Here is a 16,058-nt window from a genome sequence, read left to right on the forward strand (position 1 = left end):
TTATGCACCTAACATATCTTGAATGTCTGATTTCAATACATCAGCTTTTGGACCATATACTGCTTGAACACCTTTATCTTTTACAATAAGGCCTAAAGCCCCATTTTGCTTCCACTGTGCTTCTGGTGCAACTACATCTAGATTTTTCACTGTTACACGCAGGCGTGTCATACAAGCATCTACGTCCGCAATATTATCTTTCCCACCTAACAAATCAATAACCTTTAATGCTAATGCGCCTTCTTTTACATTTGTTGCTTGTTCTGAAGATTCATCTTCGTTATCAATATAGTTACCTGCACGTCCTGGCGTTGGTAAATTGAACTTTTTAATCAAGAAATTGAATAATGTAAAGTTCAAACCAAAGAATACTGCTGATACAACAACAAAGTTAATTAAATCTCTTGTTAATCCTGCATTCACCATCATTGGTGTACGCGTAATTAGCTCGATAAAACCAAATGCATGAACGCGTAGATTAATCAAATCTGCTAGTGCAAAAGCAAGTCCAGTTGTAATTGCATATACAACATATAATACTGGTGCAATGAACATGAACATAAATTCAATTGGTTCCGTTACCCCTGTTAAAAATACTGCTAATGCAGCTGATAAGAACATTGGTTTATATTTTGCACGTTTTTCTTTATCAACATTACGGTACATCGCGAATGCAATACCTATTAATGCAGCTGTAGAACCGATAACTTGCCCTGCTTTGAAACGCGCTGGTACGACATTATTTAATAAATCGTTATAAGCTTTTGTGTCTCCATTTGCTAACAAGTTATTTAAATCTGTAATCCATGCAAGCCATAGTGGATCTTGTCCTGCGACCACTTGACCAATTTTCGATCCTGTTAACATCGTATATGTTCCGCCAAGCTCTGTATAGTTCATCGGAATCGTTAACATATGATGTAATCCAAATGGTAGTAGCAAACGCTCTAATGTCCCGTATACGAATGGTGCAACAACTGGTGCACTATCTTTAGATTCTGCAATCCAGCGACCAAATTCATTTAGTCCACTTTGAATGAATGGCCATAAAAGTGATAAAACAATCGCAGTAATTGTAGACCAAACGATAACAACGAACGGTACAAATCGTTTTCCATTAAAGAACGCTAATGCTTGTGGTAATTTATTGTAGTTATAATATTTATTGTATAAAGTAGCTCCTAAGAAACCTGTAATAATCCCTACGAATACTCCCATGTTTAATGCTGGTGCACCAAGTACAGAAGTGAAATAATCTTTTACAAGTAAATCTCCTGCTAATAATGAAGAAACCTTCGCTTTTGAATCCGCTAACATTTCAGCGTTTACACCAAATATAGCTCCCGTAATTCTATTCGTTAAGACGAATGCTAACAGCGCTGCAAATGCACCACCCGCACGATCCTTTGCCCATGATCCTCCAATTGCTACTGCAAATAAAATATGCAGGTTTGTAATAATTGCCCAACCAATGTCTTCCATTACTCTAGCAATCGTATGTACTGCATTTATATCCCCAGCAGACATACCAATTAGCTTACCAATGGAAATCATTAAGCCCGCTGCTGGCATAACTGCTACAACAACTAGCAATGCTTTCCCGAACTTCTGCCAAAAATCAAAAGACGTAATTTTCATCTGTTTCTTCCTCCCCTTTATTTATAAAATCCCTAATGATATAGATAATAATTTCTTTTTACTTATGAAAACGATACCTTTTCAACGCAAACGTTTTCATAAACCTATTTTAATAAAAGCGTTTTCACATTGCAATATAAATTTATTATTTTTCATAAAAAAAGATGCTACAAGAGCATCCTTTTTTATTAAGAAATACGATAAACCCTTGTTTCATAAGGTTTTAACGTAATTGTAGTACTATCATTATGTTCAGCTACATCATAATTATTTAAAAGCAAACGTTTGCGTTCTAACGCAAACGAGTTCTCATTATACACAGCTTCCTCATTTGAAATATTACTAATAACAATCACTTTTTCATCATCTAACGTACGTGTATACGCATAAATTTGTGGATCGTCCTCTAAGATTAAATCATATGTTCCATAATTAAATACATTATGCTCTTTTTTAAGTGCAATCATCTTTTTATAGAAATTAAAAATAGAGTCATCCTCTACTTTCTGCTTTTGAACATTAATTTCTTTGTAATTTGGATTCATACTAAACCATGGTGTACCAGTTGTAAAACCAGCGTTTTCTTCATCGTTCCATTGCATTGGTGTGCGTGAATTATCGCGGCAAGATGCCCAAATAATTTCCATCATCTCTTGATGCGACACGCCTTCTTCAATCTTTTGACGATACAAATTCTTAATTGCTACATCATCATAATCTTCAATATTCGGGAATTGAACATTTGTCATTCCAATCTCTTGCCCTTGATAAATAAATGGTGTTCCATGCATAAAGAAGTACATCGCTCCTAAAGCTGTTGCACTTTCACGCCAATACTGCTCATCATCTCCCCATGTAGAAACGATACGAGGTTTATCATGGTTCTCAATATACAGCGCATTCCAACCTTTATTTTCTAATCCTTTTTGCCACTTTGTTAACACCTTTTTCAGTTCCACAACATCAAGCTCTTTTTTCTTTTCTGCATCCCATAAGCTTAAATGTTCAAACTGAAATACCATATTGAATTTACCATTTTCTTCTCCAACCCAAAGATCAGCATCTTCAATTTTCACACCATTTGCTTCTCCAACAGTCATAATATCGTATTTAGAAAATGTGTTTTCTTTTAACTCTTCTAAAAGCGGCTGAATCCCATCAACATTCATATGCTTATCAAAAGAAGGTACGTATGTTAAGCCTTTTGGATTCGGCATATCTTTTAAGCCTTCTTCTTTCTTTATATGACTGATTGCATCCACACGGAACCCATCAATTCCTTTATCTAACCACCAGTTTACAGTATCATATAAAGCTTCACGAACCTCTGGATTCTCCCAGTTTAAATCCGGCTGTTTACGTGAGAATATGTGTAAGAAGTATTGATCTGTTACGTCATCGTACTCCCAGGCAGAACCATTAAAAATACTCTCCCAGTTATTCGGTTCTTTTCCGTCTTTTCCATCACGCCAAATGTACCAATCACGTTTTGGATTTTCTTTAGAAGAACGGGATTCAATAAACCACGGATGCTCATCGCTCGTATGATTAATAACTAAATCAATAATAAGTTTCATACCACGTTTATGCACTTCATTTAGTAACTCGTCAAAATCAGCCATCGTTCCAAACTCATCCATAATGTCTTGATAATCGCTAATATCATATCCATTATCATCATTTGGTGATTTATACATTGGACAAATCCAAATTACATCTATTCCTAAATCCTTTAAATAATCGAGTTTTGCAATGATACCTTGTAGATCTCCAATACCGTCGCCGTTAGAATCCATAAAGCTGCGTGGATAAATTTGATAAGCAACCGCTTCTTTCCACCAAGTTTTCTTCATAATAATCTCTCCTTTTGCATCCTTTTTAAAATTTATGCAAACGTTTTCGTAACACTATCATAACAAAATATGGAGAGTTTGCAACGAGAATTTTTCATACTATCATTAAATATCTACATTTTTCTTAGAAACAATACCCTTGTTTTATTGTTATTAACTATATTTCAAGAACAAAATCGTCAAAGCCATTCTATGCATGGTATTCCACAGAACACGTACTCTTTTGGTTAACAAATTACTTACAATTAGTTGAATATACGTCCTAATAAAAAACACATCCAAAAATAATATTACATTTCATAGCACCTCTTTAATTGTGCTAAAACACAAAAAAGAGAAGAGCTACTCGCCCTCCTCTTTTCACATTACATCACTATATTTCTCTATAACCTTAGTTTTTTACAGGTTTTTTTCTAAAGAATACAAAAGCTGCTACAGCCATTAACACAAGACCTACTACAGTGAATAGAACTGTACCCATACCACCTGTTGCAGGAAGAATCCAGCCGCTCTTGTTGTTTTCTACTGTTAATTTCACTGTTTGGTTATCTTTATCAATCGTTACATTAATTGGCTCTTTTAATTTTTGATAAGAAGCTTTTGTACCATCTTCTTTTGTATAAGTTGGTGCTTTCGTTTCGACGATTTGATACTCACCATATGGAATTTGTTCCCATTTAATTACACCATCACTATTTGATACACCTGTCATTTCTTTACCATTTACTACTACAGTGTTTCCATTTTTATCTTGTAGTTTAAATTCTGCGCCTTCTAGTTTTTTACCATCAGCCCCGTCAACTTTTGTTAATGCAATGCTACCAGTTGTTGGAACAACAATTACTGGCTTAGATTCCTTGTGGCCACTTACATCATTGTTGTTTGTAAAATCAATTGTTGCTGTATTTGGAATTTCTGTTCCAGCTGCTACTTCTTCTTTAATTTGTGATTTGATTTGTAAATGAAGCTCTTTTTTACCATTTAATTTTGAGAAATCTTTTACAGTAGCTGTTACTTTTTGCCCTTCTACAACTACTTCTACCACACTTGAATCTACTTCTACACCGTCAATTTTCACAACTGGTTTACCTTGAATCACTAATCGATTATCTAAAGTATCTGTTACAACATAATTCTTATAATCTTTAATATCCTCTGGGATCAACGTTTTAATATCATAGTTGTAATCTTTTAGCGGATTAATCGGTAAAAGTTCCAGATCATTATTAATCTTTTTGTCAATCGTTGGTTCTTCATAGTTTTTCACTGTTACTGGCACTACTACACCAGACTTAATTGTACCATCTGCATTAATTGTACCTGACTCTTTAATTGAAAACGCATGTTTTGTTGGATCTAAAACATATCCATCTAGCGCTTTTGTTTCTTTAAAGTAGTAGTTACCATATGGTAAGTTTTCTACACGAATTGCACCATCATCGCCAGTTTTTAAACCTTCTCCATTTTCAACTACTGTGTTATCTTTATGATATAAAGTAAATTCTACGCCTTTTAATACTTTATCTTTCGCACCTGTTTTGATTAATTCTACTGCACCACGTTTTGTTTCATTCTTTGGGTACATATGAACATCATAGTTCAATTCTTTACCGTCTTTCGCTGTCATTGGAATATCAACATAATATGTGTTTTTATTTAAGTTAACATGAGCTGGACCAGCAATTTCTTTTACTTCATAACGACCTAAAGGAAGATCTGTAAATGCAGCTTGTCCATCTTTACCTGTTATTTTTGTAATCGCTTTTGCATCTGCAACATCTTTTACAGCTTCTTTTACAATCTCTCCATCTTTTGTAATCTTTTCAAAAGATTTGATTTGTTTAATTTCAAACGTTACACCTTCTAGTGCCTTAGCATCTCCTGGAATTGTTTGACCCGCTTCACCAGTTCCTTCACCTGTTGCTGCACCTTTTTCTTGTTCGTACTTATGAATTGTTAAAGAACCTTTCTCTGGAGCTGCTGCATTTGCGAACATGCTCGGTAATGTTGCAAATGTTAATACAAACATTAAAAGCATACTAAAAATCTTTTTCATATTTATTATCTCCTTCTCTATTAATTTTTAACTCTATTAGTTACTGCTTCTTTTACGGAAAAATAAAAATACCGTGATTACCATAAGTATCGTACCGAGAAGATAGAAAATAGTGGTCCCTATTCCACCAGTGTCCGGAATTACCCATTCACTCTTCGTATTTTCTATCGTTATTTTTTGTACTGATGATCCGACCTCTATTTCAATTGGATCTCTTAAAAGCATATAGCCATCTGGAGCTTGTATTTCTTTAATCGTGTACTTTCCAAATACTAATTGGTCAGAAATTGCCTTACCATTTTCATCTGTCGTTAATTTCCCAACTTCTTTTTCATCTTTATCCAAAATTTGGAATACAGCATTTTTCAATTTCAGATTGACATTTTTCGCATCAACCTTCGTAAGTTCAATTACGCCTTTTTCTAACAATTCGTTTTCAACGGTTATCTCAATCGGCGTTTTTGTGTCTTTCGTTATTTCGAAATCATATGATTTACCGTCTAGTTTATAACCTTCTGGAGCTGTGACTTCAACTAACTTATATTCACCGATTGGTAAATCAGTTGCTCTAGCTTTTCCATCTTCGCCCGATGTGATTGTTTGGATGACCTGATCACCTTTACCCCGAACTTCGAAAACAGCACCTTCTAACGGATTGTTACTACCTTTTTCTACTTTCGTAACTTCTAACTCTCCAGCATCAACTGTATCTTCAACTAGCCCAGCATCGATTGTCATATTGTGTTCATCTTCACCAAGTTTGATAATTTCTGAGTATCCATCTTTATCAACGTTAGAATCGCTTTTTTCATCATTTCCAGCATTCTTTTGCGTCCACTTATATCCATCTGGCATTTTAAATCTAACTTGATATTCACCTGGATCTAAATTTACGAATTTGTAGTAACCCGGATTTCCTTTTTTGTCATTACCAGTTCTCGTCATACTAATGACTTTTCCATCTTTATCTAGTAACTCTACGACTACACCGTTCATACCAGTGTTTCCGTCATTTTGGATTCCGTCTTTGTTTTTATCTAGCCAAACGTAATCTCCTAATGAACTCTTTTTCGAAGCTTTTAACTGTACACCAACTCGGTTTGGCTCTGCTGGTTGAATCCATTTTCCAGTTACGTCATTTATTGCACTATATCCAAACGAATTCCATGCAATTCCAGTAGAATCATCTATATCAACTGGCGCACGCATTGACCATTCTAGTATCGCTTCTTCTCCAGGGTATACAAGTTTATTCTTATCAAATTCAAACTTAACAGCAGTTACTTTTGTTAAATCTGATGGTGGCTCTAAAGACCAGTTAGGGTCGTTGGCTCCCTTTGGATTCACGAAAACATCATTATCTTGTATCAAATCATCACGTTTCGGATTTGATGCAGTCGTATAATAAATTTTAATAAAGTCGCCTTCGGTAAGTTGAATTGGTGAAGTTAAATATGGAGTCCATTTACTACCACGTTCTTGAACATGATTCTTTGTTTGTAAAACTGATTGATCACCCTCTGCCGGGAATATATCAATTAAGACACCATTTCTTACTGCTACAGTTCCACCATTTTCAATTTTCAAGCGGTATTTTACTTCTCCACCTGGTACCGTCGTTGCAACTTCTGGTAAACCTTTCCAACCCTTATCTAATTCACCTTTTACATATTTAATTGATTTTAAAGATTGTTCTTCTTCAATTTCTATAGCATCTTCACTTTCAATGATTGGATCGGTAACATCTCCATCACCATCCAGATCATTTTCATCTTTTAATGTTTTTTGCTGCCACTCATTCGCAGATTTAATCTTTGATACATTAGACATCAGACCTGCTTTGTTGTAATACTTACCTGCCATTGCAAAGTTATTTACCTTCACTTTAAATTTCACAGTTATCGCATCACCTGATGACATATCCAACTCAGGAAAATTCCATCTTAAGAGAGTTCTTCCCTTTTCTTTATAGTTTGCTATTGTTTCTACCTTTACTTTTGCAGCATCATATGACTTCTTATCCCAACCACCTTTGGCAAGGGTATACTGCTCAGAACCAGGAACATACTCCAAACCTTTTGGTAACCAATCTACAATGATCGGTTGTTTGAAAGGAGCAGACTGCCAATCTGCGTTACCAGTTAATTCAAATTCAACTATATCACCCTTGATATACTTTTCTCCTGGCTTTGTTAATGCTTTTTTCTTAAATGTAACTTTTGATTCCGGATTTTCTTTTACTGTCACTTGTGCGGTAGCATCTTTTTGGTACTGCTTTCCATCGATATCATATGAAATATGTGCTGTATTTTTTAAAATGCCTTCTTTAAAATTGGGATCATCCACTTTAAAGTACAACCAAACTCCAGAACTTATAGCAAAATTCGCAGGTACTTTACCAAATTCATATCGAATTCCAGTTACTTTGTCGCCTTCAGCTAAGGATAAAGAGGAAACATCTAGCCACTCTCCTCTATTGTTACGAATGACTTTCCATTCTTTCCACTCTGGATTGTTTTTTGTTTTATATAAAAGCTTATATTCACTTACACCTAAGAATACACCAGTGTGCATTCTCGTAAAACGTAGTTGTTCATCAAAGCGATCATCTTGAAGAACAAAATTATCTATTTCCTTAGAATATTGATTTTTAATGTTATACAGTGTAAAAGCAATTTCTTCATTTTTACTGTATTCAGGCTTTTGAGCAGCCTTTACTAAATTTGAAAAAGCTTGATCTGGTGGAATAACAGGAGGTTTTGTTTCTTTATTTGAAACTGTAACATATGCATGTGTTTGTTTTGTCAGTTCCTCTTCACCTTTTGGCTTCAGCTTCGCTTCAACCCTATTTGGAATTGATTTACTTTGATTTTCACCAAAATTTTCTTCCGGAAACTTCACCTTAACTGTAACAGCCTTTTCGCCTTCTACATTCTTCAAATCCCATGTTACGGTATGTGAATTTGCATCATATTTTCCGTTATCACTCGCCGAAATAAATTGTGCTTCCTTCGGTAACAGATCTTTGATTGAAAGAGAATCTAGCGTCGTTGGACCACTAACATGTTTAGCTCGAATTGTATATTCGACTTCTTCTCCTGGCTTAATTGTCCACTTATTAGGAGTCTTACCTATATTCCATTCTGGTTTCTTAGGTGGTTCAGGTGGGACTTCTTTTTCATGTGCTACAACAGTTACATTATTAGAAGTTTTTCCTCCTTGATCAGATACAAAATCTGCTACAGCTGTAGCTGTCGTTCCATCTTTTGTTCCTTTCGGAAACTTAACTGTAATAGGAACCGCTTTAGAATCTCCATTTGGAAGAAAATCTTTAAATGTATAAATGACCGAATGCGTTTCTTTATCATATATCGCATCCGTACCACTAATCTTCCCATGTCTTACATATTCGACTTCAGGTGGTAGTTTAACAATAATTTTTGCATCTTTATGTCCACCCTCTAATCCGAATGTACTTAAATCAAGTTGATATACAAAATCTTTGTCTACATCTTTTTGCGAACCATCTCCACCCTCTACCGAGAGCTTTAAGCTGACATTCGCTTCTTTGTCATATGTTGCTGCTTCTACCATATGTATAAACGGCTGTGCAATGATTTGTATTACCATTAAACAAATGACAAATATACTAACCTGTTTACTCTTCATACTCACACTCCTTCATTCGTAAGATCCCATACTACTTCTAGATATCACCCCCTTTCAGGTAAAGACGAATGCGAGTCTATACTGTCCTCGCGTTATTTTTTAACAATTTCGCAAAATAAAAAGATTGTCGGGTTGCAATTTTTAATTGCAACCCGACAATCCTAGTAATAGTAATGTATTACCTTAGACTCTAAGCTTTGCGACCTACCCTTTCGAATAGTGTGCCAAAAATTTCTATTTTAAAATCACATATACTAATATACTAGGTAAAAGATTTCTTTTCAACACTAATCCCTGAAAATTTCAAACGCTCTGGTTCCTATGTATATAAACCAATTCCTCTTAAAGAAATTCAAGTTCTAAAACATTTTCTTAGTCATGCTCCCAACCCTTCAGCTAGCGTTTGGCACCAATCACTTGTAGAAGCTGTAGAAGATATCTCTCCAAATGAAGCAGCTTATTTTCACCGAAAAGCAATTATTGCCCAAGAATATATTTCATCTTGGGAATGTGATGAAGAGGAAGAAGAAAATATACAATGGATTAAAAATTTACGAAACGCTATGTCGCCATATACATTAAGCGACTATGTCAATTGGCCTGATATTGATATTAAGGACTGGCAACGCACTTACTACGGGACAAACTTTTCCAAATTACGGGCAGTTGATTCCCTATCTATCTTCCTTGTTTCTCTCTGAATCTTAAGGTGGAGATCTTACTGCCCGTTAATGCGGGATAAAACAAAAATGACTTTTAATTGGATTATCTGTCATTCAATACATCTTGGAAATTGAATCCCTTTTCAAATAAGAGGCCTCCCTTACTAATCATAAAAATCAAGAAAATATTTCTCACGTAATCTAGATTAAAACAATGTTTTTGGCAAAAAATAAAGGGTTTTGACACTTTATGACTAATAACAAAAATAAGGGACAACATTTGTAAAAGGCAATTTTGACTGGGGGGTTGGTATGATTCAAGTTCAAAATTTAGTAAAATCATTTGGTTCATTAGACGTTTTAAAAGGTATCAATTTAGAAGTAAAAGAAAAAGAAGTTGTTGTTTTAATTGGCGCAAGTGGTTCTGGAAAAAGCACTTTACTTCGTTGCCTTAACTTTTTAGAAATGTACGATGAAGGTGAAATTCACTTACAAGGGGAACGAATTGATCCTAAAAGTACAAACTTAAACAAAATCCGCGAAAATGTTGGAATGGTATTTCAACACTTTAACCTCTTTCCACATATGACCTCATTAGAAAACATCGTAGAAGCACCTATTCATGTAAAAAAAATGGACAAAACAAAAGCGAGAGAAATTGGAAACGATTTATTAAAAAAGGTCGGATTACAAGACAAAGCAAATGTAACACCTCACCTTTTATCTGGTGGACAAAAGCAACGTGTTGCAATCGCACGCGCACTTGCGATGAATCCAAAAATCATGCTATTTGACGAACCTACATCAGCTCTTGACCCTGAACTTGTTGGAGAAGTACTCCAAGTTATGAAGGAGCTAGCTGGCGAAGGAATGACAATGGTCATCGTCACCCATGAAATGAGTTTTGCACGAGATGTAGCAGATCGCGTCATCTTCATGGATAATGGACAAATTGTAGAAGATGCGCCACCAGAACAGTTTTTTTCAGCGCCGTCAAATGAGAGAGCAAAACAGTTTTTACGAAACATTTTATAAAAATATTTTAATCTCATACGGACAGCTTATCTCCCAATAGAAAAACTCTCATAGTACTTTGAAACGTGGCATGATTGTCCGTATGTAAAAGATAAATATCTAGGAGGGGTTTTGTGAGAAAGAAAATATTTACTGTTGTTGCAGCTATTACACTATGTGCATCATTCCTACTTGGAGCCTGTAGTAAGGAAAGTAGTACGACTTCGGGTGGTGGCGAGAAGGAATTTCGCTATGCAATGAGCGGCTTATATAAACCATTTAACTTTAAAGAAAATGACGGGAAGTTAGTTGGTTTTGATGTTGAGATTGGTGAAGCACTCGCAAAAAAAATGGGAATGAAGCCTGTTCCAGTTACAAATCCTTGGGAAACATTAATTCAAGGTCTAAAAGCAAAAAAATATGACGTCATATTAGGAAGTATGGCAATTACAGAGGATCGACTAAAGGCTGTTAATTTTTCAAACCCATATTACCGTTCTGGCGCTCAAATTTTCGTAGCTAAAAAGAATGATAGTATTTCTTCCGCAGAAGACTTAAAGGGGAAAAAAGTTGGTGTTGTAAAAGCAAGTACCTTTAAAACACTAGTTGCAAAACAAACAGATCAAATCACAGAATATGACAGTGATATTACTGCTCTTATGGATTTAGAACCAGGCCGAGTAGATGCAGTTATTACTGATCAAATGGTTGGTCTTCGTATGATTAAAGAAGGTAAGTCGAATGTAAAAGAAGCTGGCAAACCATTGAATCTTGATGAAATGGGAATTGCAATTCGCAAAGATGATAAAGAAATGGTGAAGAAGGTAAACAAGGCATTAGATGAAATCATTAAAGATGGCACATATGAAAAAATCAGTAAAAAATGGTTTGGACGAAACATTCTTGGAGAAGAGGAAAAGATAAAATAAAACGATTTACTTCTTCTAAAGAACAAATCATTTTTTACCCCATAAGCGATGCCCCACCTCAGCTGTGGGGCATTTGTATCTATTTCTGAAAATAAATTCTATATTGAGGTGACTCGAATGATTGAAATTTTCACATCTACGTATCCTACCCTTCTAAAGGCTGTTGTCATAACATTACAATTAACATTAACTTCCTTACTACTTGGTTCATTAATTGGATTACTATTTGCCTTCTTTCGTATCTCTAATAATAAAGTATTAAATAATATCGCTCATGTTTACATCGCTATTATCCGTGGTACACCGTTAATCGTACAAATCGCAATTCTTTACTTTGGTATTACATCTGTTATTGTCTTCACACCTTTTTGGGCTGGTGCAATCGCTTTGGCTATTCATAACGGGGCGTATATTACAGAAATTTTCCGCGGGTCTATTCAATCTGTCGATCGAGGGCAATTAGAAGCTGCACGCTCTCTTGGAATGTCTTATCCGCTCGCTATGCGGCGTATTATATTACCACAAGCATTTCGTTTCTCTATTCCGCCCCTAGGAAACCAATTTATTATCGGATTAAAAGATTCTTCACTTGTTGCCTATGTAGGTATGTCAGAATTATGGGGCTCCGGCCTCTCTATAGCTGCTGGTAACTTCCAACAATTAGAAACATATATTATTGTTGGGATATACTATCTTGCACTCGTACTTTTATTTACCTATCTCGTAAACCTCTTAGAGAAAAGACTTCAGCGTAAACAAAGTAATTCTTTACAAGTAAATAAAGAGAAAGAAAAGGCGGTCTCTCTTTAAAAAAGAAAAGCAAGCTACTCTTTGGTAGCTTGCTTTTGTAGTTGGAGGTTTCTAAATGATTCATCAAAAATCATGGATTCACTTTTTTGATCGTTTCTTGCTCCTCTATATGCTCCTCACGATATGAAATATTCTCAGGATCTAGTCCATTCCCTAGAGAACCATAGAAATGTTCCTTATGAGGATCAACTAATTCACTACCTTGGTAGTACACACGAGGCGTGTTCCAAAGCGCTGCTAATGCTTTTGTCATCGGCATTTCATGATAACGCTCCGGCCACATTTCTTTAATCTTCTCTTTTACTAACGGATAATATTTTGAACTCATAGCAGGAAACAGATGATGTTCCGTATGATATGAGAAATTAAAATGTAAAACGTCAACCCAGCGCGGCACTGTTACAGATAAACAGTTAGCTAGTGGATCATTCACAGGAACAATTGGGTTTAAACGATGGTTGGTTGCAATATATGCCATTACAATAAAGTTTGCAATTAGTAACGGAATCACATAAGCAAACAGCCACTTTGCAGGCCCCATAATAAATAGTAAGCTAATCCATACTGTCCATGGCAAAAGAAGTTGAAGCCATACAGATCGTTGATTCGATGACTTAAATTCTTTTATAAAATGAAAGAACATCCGAGTTGAATGTATTGTAAATTGAATTGTTAGTGACAGAAAACTAAAGAAAGAACGTACATGAAGGGGCATACGATACACCCATCTTAAAAATTTACTCTTCTTCATCTTTTCAAGCGTTGGCCACGCATCAGGATCATGTTCTTCATGCTGCGTATGAACATGATGCGTTGCATTATGCCACTTTCTCCATAATTTCGGTCCTGTAGACAACGGCATAAATGCAATCGCCCCTAAGAAATCACGAAGCCAAGCTTTTCTTACAACCGTCCCGTGCAAAATTTCATGTCCTAAAAATCCAAGTGAAGCAAAACATAATCCGAGAACAATTGCAATCCCGAGATTTGCCCACACATTTAAATCGAATAAACCAATCGTTATTAATCCAGCTACCGCCACAAGTAAATAAGCCAGTCCACCAAACAAACGAGTTGGAACTGGTTTAAATGCTTTTTTTGGCAAATGCGGCGATACACGTGCTGCATACCATCCAAACGTATGAAGCTCCTTCATCCTTTTGCCCCTTTCTTATGCCGCGCTTACGCAACTTGCATAAATCAATTCTTGTTTCCAGATTGATAAAACTAGGTAATTATAAAAAGCATTTATATACATAAATCATACTCACTCTATTGTCACTCATTTTTGCTTTTATTATTAATGAAAAACATTTCTCTTTTTACTCTTTATCAACCTTTCCACATGATGAATCATATCAATAGACTTTCTGTATTGTCAATAACTTTTATGACCTAGTAATAAAATGTGGTTATATTTTTATAATAATATTTTATTTTACCAAAGAAAAAACATAGATTTTATAAGCCTTTATCCATTATATATATCAATGCTTTCACATATAAGAAAATTAGTTTTATTCAAGAATAGCTTATATACGAACAGAAATAATTCTTTATAGAATTAACTGTCATTTAAAATACCCTTATGACGAAACATGCGATTTTTATTATACTAATATAATTTTTCGTTTTATAAATATTTATAATTACCTTCTGTTCGCTTTATATTATTTTCTGCTTCTAAATAGAAAATACTTTACATGAATTTCATATAAATTGGAAAAATTAAGTAGTAAATTGTTTTAAAACAGGAGGAATATATGATGACAAACGATTCATTTCCCCGATTTCCAGAACCATACTGGCGTGATTCTACTTCACTCCCTACTTTTCCTAAACTAGCAGAAAATATAAGAACTGAAGTTGCAATTATCGGTGCTGGAATTACAGGCATCACAACCGCTTATTTACTTTCAAAAAAGGGTATGAAAGTTGTTTTAATCGATTCCGGAAACATTTTAAATGGAACGACAGGCCATACGACTGCAAAGATTACTGCACAACACGACCTGATTTATGATGAGTTGATTCATCATTTTGGAGCTGATCAAGCTCGTCTATACTATGAGGCAAATGAAAAAGCGTTACAATTTATTAAAGAAACAATCCAAACAAATAACATCGACTGTGACTTTACTGAAGAAGATGCCTACTTATACACAACTTGCAACGACGGATTACACAAATTAACAAAAGAATACGAAGCTTATAAAAAGCTAAATATTCCTTGTGACTATGTAGATTCCATTCCAATTCCTATCTCAGTTCAGGCAGCGCTTGTTATGAAAAACCAAGCACAGTTTCACCCTCTTCATTATTTAAAAAATCTGGTAGATCAGTTTGTTGAAGCGGGCGGAACAATCTATGAGCAAACGACTGCAATTGATATTGAGAAAGGTTCATATCCACAAGTTATTACAAAAGATGGACATCGTATTACATGTGGATATGTTGTCTCGAGTTCCCATTTCCCTTTCTATGACCCCAGCTTTTTCTTTACAAGAATGTATGCAGAACGTTCCTACGTTTTAGCTATAAAAGCAAAAAAAGATTATCCTGGAGGTATGTATTTAAGCATTGATAATCCTACACGTTCCTTACGTTATACAACAATGAATGGGGAAAAACTCATTCTTGTCGGCGGTGAAAACCATAAAACGGGACAAGGAATCAATACAATGCTTCATTATGAAGCACTATACTCTTTCGCAGAAGAAACATTTGGAATACACGAGATTTCATACAGATGGTCAACACAAGATTTAACTACTTTAGATAAAGTTCCTTACATTGGCCATATTAATGAAAATAATCCAAACATATTTGTTGCAACTGGTTATCGAAAATGGGGTATGACAACAAGCACCGCTGCAGCCCAAATATTAACAGCTGCGATTACAAAAACAAAGAGCCCTTACAAAGATCTCTTTGCTCCATCACGATTCCATTCAGATCCAGATATAAAAACATTCGTTTCCCAAAACCTTGATGTAGCAAAACATTTAATTGAAGGCAAGTTAGAATTTGCACTTCGTAAACCAGAAGACCTTGAAAACGGTGAAGGTTCCGTTGTAAGAGTAAACGGAAAACGGGCAGGTGCTTATAAAGATGATGAAGGAAAACTACATATTGTCGATACAACCTGTACGCACCTCGGTTGTGAAGTTGAATGGAATAGCGGTGATTGTACGTGGGATTGTCCTTGTCATGGCTCCCGCTTTTCAATCGAAGGAGATGTAATTGAGGGGCCGGCAGAGAAACCACTGAAACGGGTTGATGGAGAATAAGTTCCCTTAAACTAAATTTGCCCCATAGAAAGACATTGCTCTTTTTATGGGGCAACTATTTAAACACCGATAAAATTCGACAATTGAAGGATAATGTTAATTTTTAATAAATTAGTATATTAATCTATTTAAAAGAG

At 35.2% G+C, this 16,058-nt stretch carries 9 protein-coding genes, 1 pseudogene and 1 riboswitch; of the genes and pseudogenes, 5 read left to right on the plus strand and 5 right to left on the minus strand.

What is annotated here, in order from left to right:
• From AC1M36_RS21455 to AC1M36_RS21470, 4 genes are all read right to left on the minus strand, one after another.
• Positions 1–1,638, minus strand: a complete 1,638-nt coding sequence (locus tag AC1M36_RS21455) for a PTS transporter subunit IIBC (RefSeq protein ID WP_336453252.1) — start codon at positions 1,636–1,638, stop codon at positions 1–3.
• A 188-nt stretch (positions 1,639–1,826) separates the two neighbouring features.
• Positions 1,827–3,491, minus strand: coding sequence for a glycoside hydrolase family 13 protein (locus AC1M36_RS21460; RefSeq protein ID WP_479846169.1), 1,665 nt, complete (start codon positions 3,489–3,491; stop codon positions 1,827–1,829).
• A 391-nt stretch (positions 3,492–3,882) separates the two neighbouring features.
• Positions 3,883–5,547 carry a SpaH/EbpB family LPXTG-anchored major pilin gene (locus AC1M36_RS21465; protein ID WP_479846170.1) on the minus strand — a complete coding sequence of 555 codons (1,665 nt, stop codon included), beginning with the start codon at positions 5,545–5,547 and terminating at the stop codon, positions 3,883–3,885.
• A gap of 36 nt (positions 5,548–5,583) precedes the next feature.
• Positions 5,584–9,216: a SpaA isopeptide-forming pilin-related protein gene (locus AC1M36_RS21470; RefSeq protein WP_479846171.1), complete on the minus strand. Its 3,633-nt coding sequence runs from the start codon at positions 9,214–9,216 to the stop codon at positions 5,584–5,586.
• Positions 9,217–9,359: 143 nt separating this feature from the next.
• Positions 9,360–9,452, minus strand: a riboswitch (cyclic di-GMP riboswitch).
• A 54-nt stretch (positions 9,453–9,506) separates the two neighbouring features.
• Between AC1M36_RS21470 and AC1M36_RS21475 the strand changes: the two are divergent.
• The 4 genes and pseudogenes from AC1M36_RS21475 to AC1M36_RS21490 all read left to right on the plus strand — a co-directional run.
• Positions 9,507–9,917: pseudogene (locus tag AC1M36_RS21475) on the plus strand (BBE domain-containing protein); the annotation flags it as partial.
• Between the two features lie 273 nt (positions 9,918–10,190).
• On the plus strand, positions 10,191–10,913 hold the full coding sequence (locus AC1M36_RS21480; RefSeq protein WP_479846172.1) for an amino acid ABC transporter ATP-binding protein: 723 nt from the start codon (positions 10,191–10,193) through the stop codon (positions 10,911–10,913).
• Positions 10,914–11,026: 113 nt separating this feature from the next.
• Positions 11,027–11,821 carry an ABC transporter substrate-binding protein gene (locus AC1M36_RS21485; protein WP_336453247.1) on the plus strand — a complete coding sequence of 265 codons (795 nt, stop codon included), beginning with the start codon at positions 11,027–11,029 and terminating at the stop codon, positions 11,819–11,821.
• 117 nt (positions 11,822–11,938) lie between these two features.
• Positions 11,939–12,631 carry an amino acid ABC transporter permease gene (locus AC1M36_RS21490; RefSeq protein ID WP_336453246.1) on the plus strand — a complete coding sequence of 231 codons (693 nt, stop codon included), beginning with the start codon at positions 11,939–11,941 and terminating at the stop codon, positions 12,629–12,631.
• Positions 12,632–12,701: 70 nt separating this feature from the next.
• Here AC1M36_RS21490 and desB read toward each other — a convergent pair whose 3' ends face one another.
• Positions 12,702–13,787 (minus strand): Delta(10) desaturase DesB, encoded by a 1,086-nt coding sequence (desB, locus tag AC1M36_RS21495; protein WP_336453245.1) that lies wholly within the window; start codon positions 13,785–13,787, stop codon positions 12,702–12,704.
• A 610-nt stretch (positions 13,788–14,397) separates the two neighbouring features.
• On the opposite strand from desB, the gene AC1M36_RS21500 reads away from it, so the two are divergent.
• Positions 14,398–15,921, plus strand: coding sequence for an FAD-dependent oxidoreductase (locus AC1M36_RS21500; protein WP_479846193.1), 1,524 nt, complete (start codon positions 14,398–14,400; stop codon positions 15,919–15,921).
• Positions 15,922–16,058: the final 137 nt, after the last annotated feature.

It is taken from the genome of Bacillus sp. Medicinal_06 (assembly GCF_056711665.1).

Excerpts from the sequence above, each read along its gene's own strand:
- AC1M36_RS21455 (WP_336453252.1), bottom strand. The coding sequence starts at position 1,638 with ATGAAAATTACGTCTTTTGATTTTTGGCAGAAGTTCGGGAAAGCATTG.
- AC1M36_RS21460 (WP_479846169.1), bottom strand. The coding sequence starts at position 3,491 with ATGAAGAAAACTTGGTGGAAAGAAGCGGTTGCTTATCAAATTTATCCA.
- AC1M36_RS21465 (WP_479846170.1), bottom strand. The coding sequence starts at position 5,547 with ATGAAAAAGATTTTTAGTATGCTTTTAATGTTTGTATTAACATTTGCA.
- AC1M36_RS21470 (WP_479846171.1), bottom strand. The coding sequence starts at position 9,216 with ATGAAGAGTAAACAGGTTAGTATATTTGTCATTTGTTTAATGGTAATA.
- AC1M36_RS21480 (WP_479846172.1), top strand. The coding sequence starts at position 10,191 with ATGATTCAAGTTCAAAATTTAGTAAAATCATTTGGTTCATTAGACGTT.
- AC1M36_RS21490 (WP_336453246.1), top strand. The coding sequence starts at position 11,939 with ATGATTGAAATTTTCACATCTACGTATCCTACCCTTCTAAAGGCTGTT.
- desB (WP_336453245.1), bottom strand. The coding sequence starts at position 13,787 with ATGAAGGAGCTTCATACGTTTGGATGGTATGCAGCACGTGTATCGCCG.
- AC1M36_RS21500 (WP_479846193.1), top strand. The coding sequence starts at position 14,398 with ATGACAAACGATTCATTTCCCCGATTTCCAGAACCATACTGGCGTGAT.